The sequence below is a fragment of the Pseudomonas sp. FSL W5-0299 genome (genome assembly GCF_005930655.1).
Lineage (GTDB): Bacteria > Pseudomonadota > Gammaproteobacteria > Pseudomonadales > Pseudomonadaceae > Aquipseudomonas > Aquipseudomonas mandelii.
Genome location: NZ_RXHX01000031.1, coordinates 1 through 17,552, shown reverse-complemented (window position 1 = coordinate 17,552; position 17,552 = coordinate 1). Strand labels below are relative to the sequence as shown.

The window sequence follows — 17,552 nt, the reverse complement described above, 5'->3', positions numbered from 1 at the left end:
AAGGGACACAACACATGAACTACAACAACCCAACCAAACTCCAGGCCGCCATCCTTGACTGGGCCGGCACCGTGGTCGACTTCGGCTCGTTCGCGCCGACGCAGATTTTTGTCGAAGCCTTCGCCGAGTTCGACGTCCAGGTCTCCATCGAAGAAGCCCGCGGGCCCATGGGCATGGGCAAGTGGGACCACATTCGCACCCTGTGTGATCAGCCGGAAGTTGCCGAGCGTTATCGCACCGTGTTCGGCCGCACCCCGACCGACGATGATGTCACCGCCATCTACAAGCGTTTCATGCCGCTGCAGATCGAGAAAATCGCCGAGCACTCGGCGCTGATTCCGGGTGCACTCGACACCATCGCCAACCTGCGTCAGCAAGGGATCAAGATCGGCTCCTGCTCCGGCTACCCGAAACAGGTCATGGACAAGGTGGTCGAACTGGCCGCCACCAACGGTTACGTGGCCGATCACGTGGTCGCCACCGACGAAGTGCCTAACGGCCGTCCATGGCCGGCACAGGCCTTGGCCAACGTGATTGCGCTGGGCATCGACGACGTCGCGGCCTGCGTGAAGATCGATGACACCGTGCCGGGTATTCTCGAAGGACGTCGCGCCGGCATGTGGACCGTGGCGCTGATCTGCTCCGGTAACGCGCTGGGGCTGGATTACAAAGGTTTCCGCGCCTTGGGCAGCGAGCAACTCGAGAGTGAACGCAAACGCATCCACGCGATGTTCGAAGGTTCGCGGCCGCACTACATGATCGACACCATCACCGACTTGCCGCAAGTGATCGCCGACATCAACAAGCGTCTGGCCAAGGGTGAGATGCCACAAAGCAGTTGATAACGTTTACTGATTCATAAAAAAGCGCCAGCTCCGTTTCGGAACTGGCGCTTTTTTTGGGCGATCACTTGAGCCAGAGCATTGAATGCCCAAACAGCCACAGGCAAATCGACCAAAGCGGTTTACAGTTAAAAAACACCGTCGAACAAGAACGGTGGGCTTTTTGACCAGACCTGTGAGGAACACTGTATGCCCTGGAAGAACTCCGAATCACGCTACAGCACTGTATCGATCTCGCTGCATTGGTTGATGCTGGTCCTGTTGGCGCTGGTTTACGCCTGTATCGAATTTCGCGGGATCTTTCCCAAAGGCAGCGGTGGCCGGACGCTGATCACCGAATCGCACTTCATGCTCGGCTTGACGGTGTTCGTATTGGTTTGGCTGCGGTTGTTCGCGCGCAGCCTGGGCCCGGCACCACAGATCTTCCCGGCCTCGCCCCGCTGGCAGACCGTGCTGGCCAGACTGATGCACTGGGCGCTGTACATTTTCATGATCGCGATGCCGATACTCGGTTGGCTGGTGACCAGCGCCAAGGGGCATCAGGTGATGTTTTATGGCGTTGACCTACCGCTGCTGATCCCGGAGGACAAGACGCTGGCCAAGCAAATCGAGGAATGGCATGAACTCGGCGGCACCATCGGCTATTGGCTGATCGGCCTGCACGCGGCGGCGGGGATTTATCACCACTATGTGGTGCGCGATAACACGCTGCTGCGGATGATGCCCAAGCGCGGGTGAAAAACACTGATCCCTATGGCGAGGGGGGTTCAGGTTTTCAAGCTGCCCCCCCGGCAGCCCTGCAATCCGCCCGTGTGGACGAAGATCAGCCGTGTGCCCTTTTCAAATGTTCCAGCCTCGACTTGCTGCTTGAGCATCAGCAGCGCCTTGCCGGTGTACAGCGGTTCGAGGGGAACTCCCGAAGCCTGTTCCGCCTGGTCGATGAAACTGAGCAGCAGCGGATCGACTTTGGCAAAGCCACCACGGCTGGCATCGAACAGTTCGTAAGCCACGTCATGACTACCCGCCTCTCGGACAATCGATTCAACCTGCTGTGCCACACCATGATCGTCGGGCACCGCGAGCGCGCCATACACCGGGTGTTCGCCCGCCTCCGCCAGCGTCAGGCCGGCCAGGGTCGTGCCGGTTCCGCAAGCCAGCCACCAACCGTCGTAATCGCTCCAGCCCAGGTCGCCGAGTTGATCGAGGACCATCGCCTTCAACTGCCTGCAACCCCGCGCCCCCCGAAGACCGCCGCCGCCTTCAGGCACCGGATACAGGTCGGGATATTGCACCTGCCAGGGCAGCCAGAAACCCGCTTCATGCCGCGCTCGATAACCGCCATAACCCAACCAGTGCAACTGCATGCCGAACGCTTGCAAGTCCTTCACCGTCGGTGTTTCCAGCGGGTGACCGCGCAGCAGGCCGACCGTTTTGAAATCGAAACGTTTGCCGGCAGCTGCCAGTGCATGCAGATGATTGGAGTGGGCACCGCCGAGGCTGATGATGCCTTGGGCGCCGATCCGGTCAGCGGCGTTGAGGTGTTCGATGAGTTTGAACCACTTGTTGCCGCTGATCAGTGGGTCGATCCGGTCGAGACGCAGGATGGCGACTTCGATGCTGGCCGTGGTGAGCCAGTCGAGGTCAAGGGGCTGGAGCGGGGCTTGGGGTAGCCAGTCGTTGGGAGGGAGAAGCATCAATGCCGGCTCTGGGTGAAGAGTCGGCATCTTAGCAGCCAATGTGTGGCGAGGGAGCTTGCTCCCGCTCGGCTGCGCAGCGGCCGCAAAACTGGCGACAGTGATTAACCTGACACACCACGATCGCTGATAGAGGGAGTCCTTCGGACTCCAACGGGAGCAACCTCCCTCGCCACAGGGATTGAGTTGCTTACAACTCAGCAGCCAACCGCGAACCCTGATTGATCGCGCGCTTGGCATCCAACTCCGCCGCCACGTCCGCGCCACCAATCAAATGCACGTTCTGCCCGGCAGCCACCAGCCCCTCCTGCAATTCACGCAGCGGATCCTGCCCGGCGCAGATCACGATGTTGTCCACCGGCAGCACCTGCGGCTCACCGGTTTCGCCGATGCGGATGTGCAGGCCTTCATCATCAATCTTCAAGTATTCGACGCTGTTGAGCATCTGCACCTGCTTGTTCTTCAGACCGGTGCGATGAATCCAGCCCGTGGTTTTGCCCAGGCCGTCGCCGACTTTGGATTTCTTGCGTTGCAGCAGGAACACCTCGCGAGCCGGCGCATGGGGTTCAGCCTTGATGCCGGCAACACCGCCGCGCGCTTCAAGATGCGTGTCGATGCCCCACTCCTTCCAGAACGCATCGCGGTCCAGACTGGTGGAAACGCCTTGGTGAACCAGGAATTCCGACACGTCGAAACCGATACCGCCTGCGCCAATTACCGCGACACGCTTGCCCACCGGTTTACGCTCGAGAATCACGTCCAGGTAGCTCAGCACCTTGGCGTTTTCAACGCCGGGAATCGCCGGGGTTCTTGGGGCGATGCCGGTGGCCAGGATGATTTCGTCGTAACCGCCCTCAACCAGTTTCGCCACGTCGACACGGGTGTTCAGGCACACCTCGACGTTGGTAGTTTGCAGTTTGCGGTTGAAATAGCGCAGGGTTTCGACGAACTCTTCCTTGCCCGGCACACGCTTGGCAATGTTGAACTGACCGCCAATCTCGCTGGCCGAATCAAACAGCGTCACCGAGTGCCCACGCTCGGCCGCCACAGTGGCCGCGGACAGGCCCGCAGGACCGGCACCCACCACGGCGATTTTCTTGATCTGCTGCACCGGCAGGTAGTTAAGCTCGGTTTCATGGCAAGCACGGGGGTTCACCAGGCAGCTGGTCAACTTGCCGCCGAAGGTGTGATCCAGGCATGCCTGGTTGCAACCGATGCAGGTATTGATTTCGTCGCCACGGCCAGCGGCCGCCTTGTTGACGAAGTCCGGGTCGGCGAGGAACGGCCGCGCCATGGACACCATGTCGGCATCGCCTTCGGCCAGAATCTGCTCGGCCACTTCTGGCGTATTGATGCGGTTGGTGGTGATCAACGGAATGCTCACCGAACCACGCAGCTTGGCCGTGACTTTGCTGAACGCCGCACGCGGCACTTTGGTGGCGATGGTCGGAATCCGCGCTTCGTGCCAGCCGATGCCGGTGTTGATGATGGTCGCGCCGGCCTGCTCGATGGCTTTGGCCAGGGTCACGATCTCTTCCCAGCTGCTGCCGCCTTCCACCAGGTCGAGCATCGACAGGCGGAAGATGATGATGAAGTTCGGGCCGACCGCTTCGCGTACACGGCGGACGATTTCCACCGGCAGGCGCATACGGTTTTCGTAGCTGCCCCCCCAACGGTCGGTGCGGTGGTTGGTGTGGGCGGCGAGGAACTGGTTAATGAAATAACCTTCCGAACCCATGATCTCGACGCCGTCGTACTCGGCTTTTTGCGCCAGGGTCGAGCACGTGACGAAATCGCTGATCTGCTTCTCGATACCTTCCTCGTCCAGCTCTTTAGGCTTGAACGGGTTGATCGGCGCCTGAATGGCACTCGGCGCGACCTGTTTCGGGCTGTAGGCATAACGACCGGCGTGGAGGATCTGCATGCAGATCTTGCCGCCCGCCTCGTGCACTGCACGGGTCACGATCTGGTGCTTGAGCGCTTCTTCCTCGGTGGTCAGTTTGGCCGCGCCGGAATACACCCCGCCCTCATCGTTCGGACCAATGCCGCCGGTGACCATCAGGCCGACACCGCCGCGAGCACGCTCGGCGAAGTACGCCGCCATGCGTTCGAAACCACCAGGCTTTTCCTCAAGACCGGTGTGCATCGAACCCATCAGGGTGCGGTTGCGCAGCGTGGTGAAACCCAGGTCCAGCGGGGCCAACAGGTGCGGGTAATGAGCGGCGGCCATTTGTAACTCCACATCGAGCGATCACGGAAAAAATGCAGGAGCTCTTCGGCCCCCGTCAGTCATGTTGGACAGACTAAGAGTCGCGCCCCCGTCACTCAATGACCGAAACTGACAACTTATTGATCCAAATGTGCAGCGCCCCTTGGCAAGCGTCGGCATGGGCCCTACCCTAGTCGCGAACCCTGCACACGGCTGTCGACTGTTTTCCATGCGCAAACTTCTGTACCTGACTTTCTCCATGGCATTGATTGCCGCCCTCACGACCTACGCCATGTGGGCCGCGGACCGTCCGGTGGGTCATTACCTGTCGGACCTGCGCATCCAACTCGCGGTCGATCAAGGCACACCCGCCGATCGCGGCAATCTGCTGGGTATCCAGCCCGAGCTGTTTCCCACCGACTATCAAAGCCCCGAACGCCTGCACCGCAAGCTCGCCGCCTATTTGCAGCAGGCCCAGGACCAAGGCTTGCTCAATGAAAAGACCATCGTCGTGCTGCCCGAACATATCGGCACCTGGCTGATGGTCAGTGGCGAGAAAGATGAGCTGTACCAGGCGACCACACTTGAGGAAGCCATGAACTGGCTGGCGGTGAGCAATCCTGTGCAGTTCGTCCGTGCGTTGATCAGCGCCAAGGGCGACAGTCGTCTCGATGACGCTCACTTGCGGATGAAGGCCAAAAGCATGGCCAAGGATTATCAGGCACTGTTCGGGGGGCTGGCGAAGGCGTTCAACGTGACCCTGGTGGCCGGCACTATCGTGCTGCCCGAACCGAGCATCATCGACGGAACACTGAAAGTCGGCCGCGGTGCGTTGTACAACAGCAGCGTGGTGTTCGGTCGCGACGGTGTGCCGATCGGCCAGCCGCAACGCCAGATGCATCCGGTCTTTGCTGACCATGACGTCATCCAGGCCAATGGCGAGCATACGCTCAACGTTGTCGACACACCGGCTGGACGCTTGGGCGTACTGATCGGCAGCGACAGCTGGTACCCGGACAACTACCGCAAACTCGACGCTCAGGGCGCCCATTTGGTGGCTGTTCCGGCGTATGTCGTTGGCCGCGACACCTGGGACAAACCGTGGCGGGGTTACAAGGGGCTGTCGACGCCCAGCTCCGTCAGCCTCAAGGCCGGTGAACTCAGTGAAGGCCAGGCCTGGCATCGTCTGACATTGACCGGCCAGCCGCCCAGCAGCAAGGCCCTTGCAGGCATGAGCGTGTTCCTGCGCGGTCAATTCTGGGACAAGGGCAGCGCGGGTCAAAGTTTTCTCAGCAACAACGGGCAGCAGTTCGCCGACGGCAACGCCCGTGGCGCGCGTTTGCTGAACCTCTGGTTGTAACCCATGAAACCGCTGCCGATGCGCCTTGGGGATCTGTCGGTGGGCTTTGTACACAGCCTGGCCGACGCCGTGCGCAGCCACGGTGTGGACCCGCAACCGTTGCTTGAGCAATACGGCCTCGATGCCGCGCGCCTGGCCGAAGCGGGGGCCCGGCTGTCGATCCCGCGCTACATGCGCCTGGGCCACGGAGCCATTCAACTGACCGATAACCCGGCGCTGGGTTTGCGCATGGGCCAGCTCAGTCGTCTGAGTCAGGCCGGCCTGGCCGGAGTCACCGCCGCCCAGGCGCCGACGGTTCGCGAAGCGGCGCGCTGCCTGATTCGTTTTGAAGCCCTGTATGGCTCCAACTACCGTGGTCAATCGAGCTTTCTTGAAGACGCTCAGGGCGCGTGGCTGCGGTTCTATTCCATCAGTCCCTACAACGCCTACAACCGCTTCGTGGTGGATTCGATCATCGCCGGGTGGTTGCAGCAATTGTCCAGCGTGAGCCCTGCCCCGCTTCGCGCCGAACGGATCGAGATTGAGTTTGCCGAACCGGATTATCGTGAAGCATATGCCGCGCTGGGCGATTGTCCGATTCAGTTCGGCGCCGAACAGAATCAACTGCGCCTGAGCCTGGCCAGCCTCGCCCAGCGCAACCCGGAGCACTGCCCGAGTACCTGGCGACACTTGCTGCAACTCTGTGAGCGGGAACTGGAGCAACTGACACGCACCCGCAGCCTGCGTGAACGCATCACTCAGTTGCTGGGGCCATTGCTCAATGGTGGCCGGGAACCCGACCTGGAAGAAGTGGCGGCACGCCTGAAGCTGCCGACCTGGACCTTGCGTCGCAAACTCGCCGAGGAAGGCACGCAATTTCGCGCCATTCTCAATGACACGCGCCGCGACCTGGCCATGACCTACATTCGCGACACGGAACTGGCGTTCGGTGAAATCGCCTACCTGCTGGGTTTTGCCTCAGCCGAAGCTTTCCAACGCGCCTTCAAACGCTGGAACGGCCAGACACCCGGCGAATTTCGCCGCAGCCATCGCCAATCCGCGTGATGCTTAAAGCTCTGTAGCGTCTTCCGCTGGCTCCAATGGGTCCAGTTCAAATGCCTGATACTCGAGCAGCTCTTCTTGATAATCGTCCATTGTGAAATCCCCCTACCGCTCGTTTAAAAATGCCTGAATAAATGACCAACGCCCCGAGCATAAAGTGCCCGCGTGAAAGAAAAATGACGCGGGCGCACCGCTCAGCGGCTACTTATAAAACGTAGCAGGCGGTCAGGAATTTATCACAGGATTTTTTCGATAAAGGCTGTAGGACTGCAGCCTGGTTGACGCGGATCAAACTAACAGCCATTTCGGGAACGGTGCCATCTGACACGATCCCGAAATGTACATCGATTACTGGCTGGCAGCCGGCATGGCCGAAATAGGCTCGCTCGGTGGCGGCAGGCTGGATTGCGGCGGTGGCGTAACGGTTTCCGGGGACGGAACCGGCTCCGGGTTTTCAACCGGGGTGATCGGCGCTGTTTCAGGCGGTGGTGCGACGGGTTCCGAGGCCGCGGGGGCTGGAGCAGGTTCAACCGCAGGCACTGGCGCAGGCTCCGCAGCAGGTGCCGGCGTTGGGGCCAAAGGCGCCGGAGCAGCCTTGGCTTCCGGCATGCCCAGGTCGGTCTTGGGTTTCTCTGGGATGTGTGCAGCCTTTTTCGCTTCCGGCGGCAGGAACAACTCCACCAGCGCAAAGAAACGCTCGTAGAACTTGGCCGACGAGACGGTTTCGCTGGCAACCTTGACCATCGAATCGTCGGAGGAACCGATCGGCATCGACACCGAACCCAACACACCCACGCCCACACTGGCCGAGTTATTGGTTTTCTTCAGCGCATAACGGTCCTGCAGGGCGTTGGCGAACATGGTCGCATGATGGCCCTCACTGCCATCATCGGCACACACCACACTGAAGCTGATCTCCATGTGGGTCTCGCCGGTCTGCTGGAAGCTTTTGTGTCCGCTGACCAGTTTCGGGTCGGCGCTGGTGATGATATAGCCCTGGCTCAGCAACGCCCGACGGGCGGCTTCGCAGGTCTGCGCATCCGTCACCGGGTAATTGCGCGAAAACGTCCCGGAGTCATCGAAGTTCTCATGCTCGTAGATGGGGGCTTTCTTCGACGAGCAGCCGGCAGCGGCGGCCAGCAACAGCGCCAGCCCGGCAACACGCATGGGAATTGATTTAAACATTGAACATCCTGAGGGAAACGGTCCGGGGCGTATTGTGCAACAGATCGATGCTTAGCGGAGCATCGATTAGTGTCTTAAAACATTTACAAGGCTACTGACTGTCAGCTATGGGAAAAAGTCCCGTCTGAGTGACCGAAGGGCCCCTCGGAAGTCGCGGTCTGGATCGCACACATAAAAAACCCCGGCCTTTCGGCCGGGGTCTTTGTGGAACGGGCAACTCAGTCAAGCATCAGAAACGCTTGATCTCGGCCTGGCTTTCCAGCTGTTTGCGGTAGGCCGCAAAGTCCTGCTGGCCAATGCGCGAGGCGAGGAAGCGACGGTACTGGACCTTCTCTTCTTCGGTCGGCGCGGCGGCTTCGTTCACGCCGTTCAGGCGCACGATCACCAGGCTACCATCCGTCAGGGTCACGCTGCTGTAGGTCGGCTTGTCCTTGGCGACAGGTTTTGGCATGCGGAACAGCGCTTGCAGCACGGTTGGGTCAATCCCTTCCTGAGCGCGAGTTGCCGCTTCAGTCACTTTCCAGTTCTGACCGTCAATCGCCTTGTCCAGCGGAGTCTTGCCATCGCGCAGGCTGGCGATCAACTCATCAGCCTTGGTCTTGGCGGCAGCACTGGCGTGCTCCTTGGCCAACTGCGCACGAATGCTGGCATTGACGCTTTCCAGCGGCAGTTGCGCAGGCTTCAAGTGTTCCTTGGCGCGCAGCACGATCACGGTTTCCGGGTCCAGCTCGATGGCGGTGCTGTTGGCACCTTCATCCAGCACTTCAGGACTGAACGCCGCGGTGATCACGGCACGGTTAGCCGCCACACCTTCGCCACCCTCGCGGCCAAACGGCTTGGAGGTGTGGACAGTCAGCTTCAGGTCTTGCGCCGGCTGGGCCAGATCGGAGGACTCGAACGAAGAGTCTTCCAGTTGCTTGGTCGCCTCGACAAAACGCTGCTCGACCTGCTGGGTTTTCAGCTCACGGGTCAGCTTGTCTTTCAGGCTGGCCAGCGTCGGCACTTCCGGTGCTTCAACGCCCAACAGTTTGATCAGGTGGAAACCGAAGTCAGTGCGAATCGGTGCCGACACTTGATCCTTGGCCAACGCATACAGCGCGGTTTCAAATGCAGGGTCGTATACACCAGGGCCTGCGTAGCCCAGGTCACCGCCGTTGTTCGCCGAACCCGGGTCCTGGGAGAATTCCTTGGCCAGCGCCTCGAATTTCTCGCCTTTGGCCAGACGCGCCTGAATGTCTTCGATCTTGGCCTTGGCTTGCGCCTCGGTCACTTTATCGTTCACTTCGATCAGAATGTGCGCAGCCCGGCGTTGCTCGGACAGGTTCGCGATTTCTTTCTGATACGCCGCTTGCAGGTCTTCGTCCTTGACGCTGACCTGATCGAAGAAGGAAGACTTCTTCAATTCCAGGTAATCGATGACAACCTGATCCGGCGTCATGAATTCCTTGGCATGTTCGTCGTAGTAGGCCTTGACCTCATCGTCGGTCAGCTTCACCGCTGCCGGGTCAACCTTGACGTTCAGGGAAGCGAAATCGCGGGTCTGTTTTTCCAGACGGGCGAAGGCCAGAACCTGTGCGTCGGTGACGAAACCGCTACCCGCCAGGCCAGCGCGCAGCTGACCGATCAGCATTTCCTGAGCCAGCATCTGGCGGAATTGCATGCGGCTGTAGCCCAGTTGACGAATCACCTGATCGAAGCGCTCAGCACTGAACTTGCCATCCACCTGAAACTCAGGTGTTTGCAGGATCACTTGGTCCAAGGCCGCTTCGGAGAAAGCGAATTTCGATTCTTCTGCGCCTTGCAGCAGCAGTTTGCGGTCGATCAAGCCTTTGAGAGCCGATTCGCGCAGCATTTTTTCGTCGAGCAAGGAAGCGTCGAAATCCTTGCCCAGCTGTTGCATCAGCTGACGGCGTTGCATATCGACCGCCTGGCTCAGCTCGTTCTGGCTGATTTCTTCGCCGTTAACCTTGGCCGCATCATTACGACTGGTGGTGGCCTGAAAAATGGCGTCGAAACCGGTCAAAGCCATCAGTGCAACGATGACCCCGATAATGGTCTTGGCAATCCAGCCTTGTGAATTGTCCCTGATATTCTGCAGCATGCGTCCCCCAGAAACGGTTGAACTTCAAAATTAGGCAACCGTGGAGCGTGGGTAGAATCCGGATAGAAGAAAGGCGCATCCGAGGATGCGCCTTCTCGTAACTGGCGGAGCGGACCAAGGGTTCGAACTTGCGACCCTCGGCGTCTCGGACCGGCAACTTGCCGACTGGACTACCGCTCCGCTGCCAGGTCAGGCATGACCCCGACCCGGATAGGCAAAAACCTGAAACGAACTTAGTTGACAGCTTCTTTCAGTGCTTTACCGGCTTTGAAACCTGGTTTTTTGGCTGCTGCGATTTCCAGCGTCTTACCGGTCTGTGGGTTACGACCAATGCGAGCTGGACGATCGGTAACGGAGAAGGTACCGAAACCAACCAGAACAACAGAGTCGCCAGCCTTGAGAGCGCCAGTGACGGATTCGATTACAGCGTCCAGCGCACGGCCAGCAGCAGCTTTCGGGATATCAGCGGATGCAGCGATAGCATCAATCAGTTCCGACTTGTTCACTCTAAGTCCCCTTATATCTATTTGAGTATGATTCTAAGTTTTTTGGTGAAAGCAAAAACGAGTGCTGAATGGCCTACAGACACTTAAGAGCCGCTTTATAACAAGGGCTCTAAAAAGCTGTCAACAAGCCACTCAGGCAAATGCGTACTAATGCGTGCTAATTCTTTCCTTAGAGTCAGACTCGCGTTTTTCATCCTTTGCAACTATCTCTGGAACCACATCTGGCAGCGGCTCCGGCGCGTATTGCAGCGCAATTTGCAGGACCTCGTCAATCCATTTAACCGGTTTAATCTGCAGATCTTGCTTGATATTGTCAGGAATTTCCTTCAGATCGCGCACGTTCTCTTCAGGAATGATCACGGTCTTGATCCCGCCACGGTGAGCAGCCAGCAGTTTTTCCTTCAATCCGCCAATCGCCAACACCTGGCCACGCAAGGTGATTTCGCCTGTCATGGCAACATCCGCACGTACTGGAATCCCGGTCAATGCCGACACCAGGGCCGTGCACATGCCTACGCCGGCGCTAGGGCCGTCTTTCGGGGTCGCCCCTTCCGGCATGTGGATGTGCGTGTCGCGCTTCTCGTGGAAGTCCAGGGGAATCCCCAGGCTCTTCGCACGGCTGCGCACAACGGTCAGCGCGGCCGTGATCGATTCGACCATCACATCACCCAGCGAACCGGTCTTGATCAGCTGGCCTTTACCCGGCACGACAGCAGCTTCGATGGTCAGCAATTCACCACCGACCTGAGTCCATGCCAGACCGGTGACCTGACCGATCTGATCCTGCGACTCAGCCAGACCGTAGCGGAATTTGCGCACACCCAGGAAGTGTTCCAGCATCTCGGCAGTGACCTTCACCGAGAAGCGTTTTTCCAGTGCGTGCTCTTTGACCGCCTTGCGGCAAACCTTCGCAATCTGGCGTTCCAGCCCACGCACACCGGCTTCGCGGGTGTAGTAGCGGATGATGTCGCGGATCGCTTCGGCGTCGAATTCCAGCTCGCCTTTCTTCAAGCCGTTGGCTGTAATCTGCTTGGGCGAGAGGTATTTGACGGCGATGTTGATCTTTTCGTCTTCGGTGTAGCCAGGCAGACGAATCACTTCCATCCGGTCGAGCAGCGCCGGCGGAATATTCATGGAGTTCGAGGTGCACAGGAACATCACATCGGACAAGTCGTAGTCGACTTCCAGATAGTGATCGTTGAAGTTGTGGTTCTGCTCCGGATCGAGCACTTCCAGCAACGCCGACGCCGGATCGCCACGCATGTCGCTGCCCATTTTGTCGATTTCATCGAGCAGGAACAGCGGGTTGCGGACGCCCACCTTCGTCATCTTTTGAATCAATCTTCCTGGCATCGAACCGATGTAAGTCCGGCGATGACCACGAATTTCCGCTTCGTCACGCACGCCACCGAGGGCCATACGGACAAATTTGCGGTTGGTGGCGTGGGCGATCGACTCTGCCAGAGAGGTTTTACCCACCCCTGGAGGACCGACCAGGCACAACACCGGACCACGAATTTTCTTCACGCGCTTTTGCACGGCGAGGTATTCGAGGATCCGCTCTTTGACTTCTTCCAGACCGTAGTGGTCTGCATCAAGAATGTCTTCTGCGCGCGCAAGGTCCAGGCGCACTTTGCTCTGGGCCTTCCACGGCACCTGAACCAGCCAGTCGATGTACGAACGCACCACGGTCGCTTCCGCGGACATTGGCGACATTTGTTTCAACTTGTTCAGCTCACCCTGGGCCTTGGCCAAGGCATCTTTGGGCAGGCCAGCGGCATCGATGCGCTTTTTCAGCTCTTCGATTTCGTTGTGGCCTTCGTCGCTGTCGCCGAGCTCTTTCTGAATGGCCTTCATCTGCTCATTCAGGTAGTACTCGCGCTGGCTGCGCTCCATTTGTTTCTTGACGCGACCGCGAATGCGTTTTTCGACTTGCAGCAGATCGATCTCGGCATCCAGCAACGCCAGAACGTGCTCGACCCGGGCCGACAAATCGATGATTTCGAGGATTTCCTGCTTCTGCTCGATCTTCAGGGCCATGTGAGCGGCCATGGTGTCGACCAGGCGACCCGGCTCGTCGATGCTGTTTAGCGACGAGAGGACTTCAGCCGGGACTTTCTTGCCCAGCTGCACATATTGTTCGAACTGAGCCAAAAGGCTGCGGACGAACACTTCCGACTCGCGCTCAGGCGCGTCGACTTCGTCGATCAGCGAGACTTCGGCACGGCAGTGGCCGTCCACTTCGCTGAAGCGCTCCACGGCGCCCCGCTGCTCGCCTTCGACCAGAACCTTGACCGTGCCGTCAGGCAGCTTGAGCAGCTGCAGAACGGTCGCAATGGTGCCTACGCGATAAAGTGCATCTTCACCGGGATCGTCGTCAGCAGGGTTTCTCTGAGCCAGCAGAAGAATCTGCTTGTCGCCCGTCATCGCAGCCTCGAGGGCTTCGATGGATTTCTCGCGCCCCACGAACAGCGGGATAACCATGTGCGGATAAACCACAACATCACGCAATGGCAGGAGAGGCAATTCGATGGTTGTCTTCATGATTTCGCCTCTACGGCGGCCATATGGCCGTAAACAGATGGAAGTAAGCTTGAAACCAAGATGGGGGCTGCTTTGAAAAAAAACAAGCGCAAAGAGGGTGTTAAAAACGCTTTAAAAGAAAAGGGGCCCGAAGGCCCCTTCTTTGCTCCAGCTGCCGGACGCTTAAGCGTCTGGCGCAGCCTTGGCAGCCGGCTCACTGTTTTCGTAGATATACAGTGGCTTGGACTTGCCTTCTATAACGCTTTCGTCGATCACTACTTTACTCACCTCGGACTGCGAGGGGATTTCATACATAGTGTCGAGCAATACACCTTCGAGAATCGAACGCAGTCCACGGGCACCGGTCTTGCGTTCCAGGGCACGTTTGGCGACCGATTTCAGTGCGTCGGCCCGGAATTCCAGGTCTACACCTTCCATCTCGAACAGCTTGGCATACTGCTTGGTCAAAGCATTTTTCGGCTCGGTGAGAATCTGCATTAACGCAGCTTCATCAAGCTCGTCCAGCGTGGCAAGGACCGGCAGACGACCGACGAACTCCGGGATCAGACCGAACTTGACCAGATCGTCAGGCTCGACTTCACGCAGGGATTCACCCACCTTCTTGCCTTCTTCCTTGCTGCGAACTTCCGCGTTGAAACCGATGCCGCCCTTGGTGGAACGGTTTTGAATAACCTTTTCCAGACCGGAGAACGCACCACCGCAGATGAACAGGATGTTACGGGTGTCGACCTGAAGGAATTCCTGCTGCGGATGCTTGCGACCACCTTGCGGCGGAACGGAAGCGACCGTGCCTTCGATCAACTTGAGCAGGGCCTGCTGCACGCCTTCACCGGAAACGTCCCGGGTGATCGACGGGTTGTCAGACTTGCGCGAGATCTTGTCGATTTCGTCGATGTAGACAATGCCCATCTGGGCTTTTTCCACGTCGTAATCGCACTTCTGCAACAGCTTCTGAATGATGTTCTCGACATCTTCACCCACGTAACCCGCCTCGGTGAGGGTGGTTGCATCGGCGATGGTGAACGGAACGTTCAGCAAGCGGGCCAGTGTTTCGGCAAGCAGGGTTTTACCCGAGCCTGTCGGGCCGATCAGCAAGATGTTGCTTTTGCCAAGTTCGACGTCGTCATTCTTTTTATCGCGCTGGTTCAGACGCTTGTAGTGGTTGTACACCGCTACGGCCAGAACCTTTTTCGCACGCTCCTGACCAATCACGTACTGATCAAGGATGCCGCTGATTTCTTTAGGCGAAGGCAATTTATGCGCGCTGCTTTCGGCCTGGGCTTCCTGCACCTCCTCTCGGATGATGTCATTGCACAGGTCGACGCACTCGTCGCAGATAAAGACCGAGGGGCCGGCAATCAATTTGCGTACTTCATGCTGGCTTTTGCCACAGAAGGAGCAATAGAGCAGCTTGCCGTTGTCCTCGCCGTTGCGGGTGTCAGTCATTCGTTCGATCCAAATCCGATAGGCTTGCAACACAAGATGAAGGCTATTGCGGGCTTTTTCAAGCCCGCCGGTGATCGGACCAGCCGACCCACCCTATTTTGAGCTGCTTAATTTAAGCGGGGCGCTGGTTGATCACTTCATCGATCAACCCGTACTCACGCGCGGCTTCTGCACTCATGAAGTTATCGCGGTTGGTATCGCGCTCGATTTCTTCAAGTGTGTGGCCGCTGTGCTTGGCCATCAGCGTGTTGAGACGCTCACGAATGAAGAGAATTTCCTTGGCATGGATTTCGATATCCGAAGCCTGGCCTTGGAAACCGCCCAGTGGCTGGTGAATCATCACGCGCGAATTCGGCAGGCAATAACGCTTGCCGGCGGCACCAGCCGTCAAAAGGAAGGCGCCCATGCTGCAGGCCTGACCAATACAGGTGGTCGATACATTGGGTTTGATGAACTGCATGGTGTCATAGATCGACATGCCCGCTGTCACCGAACCGCCCGGGGAGTTGATATAGAGATGGATGTCCTTGTCCGGGTTTTCCGCTTCAAGGAACAGCAATTGCGCACAAATCAGGTTGGCCATGTAGTCCTCTACCGGGCCAACCAGAAAAATCACTCGTTCCTTGAGAAGGCGCGAGTAGATGTCATAGGCGCGCTCGCCACGAGCAGACTGCTCGACAACCATCGGGACCAGGCCGCCAGCGGCCTGGATATCAGAGTTCTGCTGAATATACGAATTACGGAACATGCTCTGCAGTCACTCCCAAATAGTTATGTCTTGAATACGCATAAGCCAGCACGAAGGCTGGCTTATGGTGTGTGCTTCTTACCGCAAAAACGATCAGTCGGCTTGTGGAGCTTCTACCGGCTTGACTGCTTCTTCGTAAGAGACCGATTTGTCGGTCACGCTAGCTTTCTGCAGAACAGTATCCACAACTTGTTCTTCCAGCACAACCGAACGAACTTCGTTCAGTTGCTGGTCGTTCTTGTAGTACCAGGACACAACCTGCTCAGGCTCTTGGTAGGCCGAAGCCATTTCCTGAATCATTTCACGAACGCGGGCTTCGTCAGGCTTGAGGTCGAATTGCTTGACCACTTCAGCCACGATCAGACCCAGAACAACACGGCGCTTGGCTTGTTCTTCGAACAGCTCGGCCGGCAGTTGGTCAGGCTTGATGTTGCCGCCGAACTGCTGAACAGCCTGCACGCGCAGACGGTCAACTTCGTTGGACAGCAGCGCCTTAGGCACCTCGATCGGGTTGGTGGCCAGCAGACCGTCCATTACCTGATTCTTGACCTTGGATTTGATCGCCTGACGCAGTTCACGCTCCATGTTCTTGCGAACTTCGGTGCGGAAGCCTTCCAGGCCCGTTTCCTTGATGCCGAATTGAGCGAAGAATTCTTCGTTCAGTTCTGGCAGTTTCGGCTCGGAAACAGTGTTCACGGTCACGGTGAACTCAGCGGTTTTGCCAGCCAGGTCGAGGTTCTGATAGTCCTCTGGGAAGGTCAGGTTCAGCACGCGCTCTTCGCCGGCTTTAGCGCCGACCAGGCCGTCTTCGAAACCAGGGATCATGCGGCCGGAACCCAGCACCAGCTGAGTACCCTTGGCAGAACCGCCAGCGAACACTTCACCGTCAACCTTGCCAACGAAATCGATGTTCAGTTGGTCTTCGTTCTGAGCGGCGCGCTCAGCCACTTCGAAACGGGTGTTCTGCTTGCGCAGCACGTCCAGCATCTTGTCCAGATCGGCGTCAGCCACGTCAGCGCTCAGGCGCTCTACGGTGATGCCGTCGAAGCCAGCAACGGTGAACTCAGGGAACACTTCGAAAACTGCAACGTATTCCAGATCTTTGCCAGCTTCCATCGATTTAGGCTCGATCGAAGGAGCGCCAGCCGGGTTCAGCTTTTGCTCGACAACAGCTTCGTAGAACGAAGACTGGATCACATCGCCTACAGCTTCCTGACGCGCATCAGCACCGAAACGGCGCTTGATTTCGCTCATTGGCACTTTGCCTGGACGGAAGCCAGCAATCTTGGCCTTTTGGGCAGTCTGCTGCAGACGCTTGTTGACCTGAGTCTCGATGCGCTCAGCCGGCACGGTGATGCTCATGCGGCGCTCAAGAGCAGAAGTATTTTCAACAGAAACTTGCATGGATATTCCTCGTTGCACAGACGTTAGCCGGCCGTTTCCGACCCCAGAATCAAGGGCATGCATTCTAGTGGGTCAAACTCAAGAAGTCACCCTACTGAAAACGGGTAAAAAAGCAGCAGGCAATTTATAGGCGGGGACAAACGGTTGTGCCTCGCCCTGTTAGCAAATACAGCCAGTCACGCCAGGGCTCTGCACCAATCCTTCTATATATAGAAGAAGTTGCCAATCATCTCCCTGACAGCCGGTCTTGCGAGCAAGCCGGCGGGCGGCGCGGCATCATCGAGAAACATAAATACGACGAAACACCCCACCCCTGCGACCCAGGACATGCAGCCGCTTGACACTCGAACCGCTAAAACAAAAAAGGCGCCAGACTGTTAAATCTGGCGCCTCTCGAAATATGGGGTGGACGAAGGGGATCGAACCCTCGACAACGGGAGTCACAATCCCGTGCTCTACCAACTGAGCTACG

Annotated in this window: 13 protein-coding genes; 4 read left to right on the top strand and 9 right to left on the bottom strand. The window is 58.1% G+C overall.

From position 1 onward, the window contains the following. Window positions 1-14 precede the first annotated feature (14 nt). Together phnX and FHL16_RS26525 are read left to right on the top strand one after the other, a co-directional pair. Window positions 15-842, top strand: a complete 828-nt coding sequence (gene phnX / locus FHL16_RS26530) for a phosphonoacetaldehyde hydrolase (RefSeq protein WP_010458730.1) — start codon at window positions 15-17, stop codon at window positions 840-842. A gap of 189 nt (window positions 843-1,031) precedes the next feature. Beyond that, a complete protein-coding gene (locus FHL16_RS26525) occupies window positions 1,032-1,580 on the top strand; it encodes a cytochrome b (RefSeq protein WP_077749745.1) in 549 nt (182 codons plus the stop codon). Between the two features lie 29 nt (window positions 1,581-1,609). Here the strand turns inward: FHL16_RS26525 and FHL16_RS26520 are convergent, their stop codons facing one another. Both FHL16_RS26520 and FHL16_RS26515 read right to left on the bottom strand, forming a co-directional pair. Further along, window positions 1,610-2,536, bottom strand: coding sequence for a 1-aminocyclopropane-1-carboxylate deaminase/D-cysteine desulfhydrase (locus tag FHL16_RS26520; RefSeq protein ID WP_010458726.1), 927 nt, complete (start codon window positions 2,534-2,536; stop codon window positions 1,610-1,612). 190 nt (window positions 2,537-2,726) lie between these two features. Further along, window positions 2,727-4,766 (bottom strand): oxidoreductase, encoded by a 2,040-nt coding sequence (locus tag FHL16_RS26515; protein WP_077749744.1) that lies wholly within the window; start codon window positions 4,764-4,766, stop codon window positions 2,727-2,729. A 208-nt stretch (window positions 4,767-4,974) separates the two neighbouring features. On the opposite strand from FHL16_RS26515, the gene FHL16_RS26510 reads away from it, so the two are divergent. Further along, window positions 4,975-6,105: a carbon-nitrogen hydrolase family protein gene (locus FHL16_RS26510; protein ID WP_077749743.1), complete on the top strand. Its 1,131-nt coding sequence runs from the start codon at window positions 4,975-4,977 to the stop codon at window positions 6,103-6,105. A gap of 3 nt (window positions 6,106-6,108) precedes the next feature. Then, on the top strand, window positions 6,109-7,149 hold the full coding sequence (locus FHL16_RS26505) for an AraC family transcriptional regulator (protein ID WP_077749742.1): 1,041 nt from the start codon (window positions 6,109-6,111) through the stop codon (window positions 7,147-7,149). Window positions 7,150-7,494: 345 nt separating this feature from the next. Here the strand turns inward: FHL16_RS26505 and FHL16_RS26500 are convergent, their stop codons facing one another. The 7 genes from FHL16_RS26500 to tig all read right to left on the bottom strand — a co-directional run bounded on the left by FHL16_RS26500 (window position 7,495) and on the right by tig (window position 17,080). Next, entirely contained in the window at window positions 7,495-8,331 is an 837-nt protein-coding gene (locus FHL16_RS26500; RefSeq protein ID WP_010458715.1) for a DUF2242 domain-containing protein, read from the bottom strand. 229 nt (window positions 8,332-8,560) lie between these two features. Continuing rightward, a complete protein-coding gene (locus FHL16_RS26495; protein WP_077749741.1) occupies window positions 8,561-10,432 on the bottom strand; it encodes a SurA N-terminal domain-containing protein in 1,872 nt (623 codons plus the stop codon). Window positions 10,433-10,665: 233 nt separating this feature from the next. After that, entirely contained in the window at window positions 10,666-10,938 is a 273-nt protein-coding gene (locus FHL16_RS26490; RefSeq protein WP_002552737.1) for an HU family DNA-binding protein, read from the bottom strand. 147 nt (window positions 10,939-11,085) lie between these two features. Next, a complete protein-coding gene (gene lon, locus FHL16_RS26485) occupies window positions 11,086-13,482 on the bottom strand; it encodes an endopeptidase La (RefSeq protein ID WP_010458711.1) in 2,397 nt (798 codons plus the stop codon). A 162-nt stretch (window positions 13,483-13,644) separates the two neighbouring features. Further along, the gene (gene clpX / locus FHL16_RS26480) at window positions 13,645-14,928 is read right to left on the bottom strand and encodes an ATP-dependent Clp protease ATP-binding subunit ClpX (RefSeq protein WP_007946893.1); all 1,284 of its coding nucleotides are present in this window, start codon (window positions 14,926-14,928) and stop codon (window positions 13,645-13,647) included. Between the two features lie 112 nt (window positions 14,929-15,040). Further along, window positions 15,041-15,676, bottom strand: coding sequence for an ATP-dependent Clp endopeptidase proteolytic subunit ClpP (gene clpP, locus FHL16_RS26475; protein ID WP_010458706.1), 636 nt, complete (start codon window positions 15,674-15,676; stop codon window positions 15,041-15,043). A 93-nt stretch (window positions 15,677-15,769) separates the two neighbouring features. After that, complete coding sequence (tig, locus tag FHL16_RS26470; RefSeq protein ID WP_010458704.1) at window positions 15,770-17,080, bottom strand: trigger factor; 1,311 nt, start codon at window positions 17,078-17,080, stop codon at window positions 15,770-15,772. Window positions 17,081-17,552 lie beyond the last annotated feature (472 nt).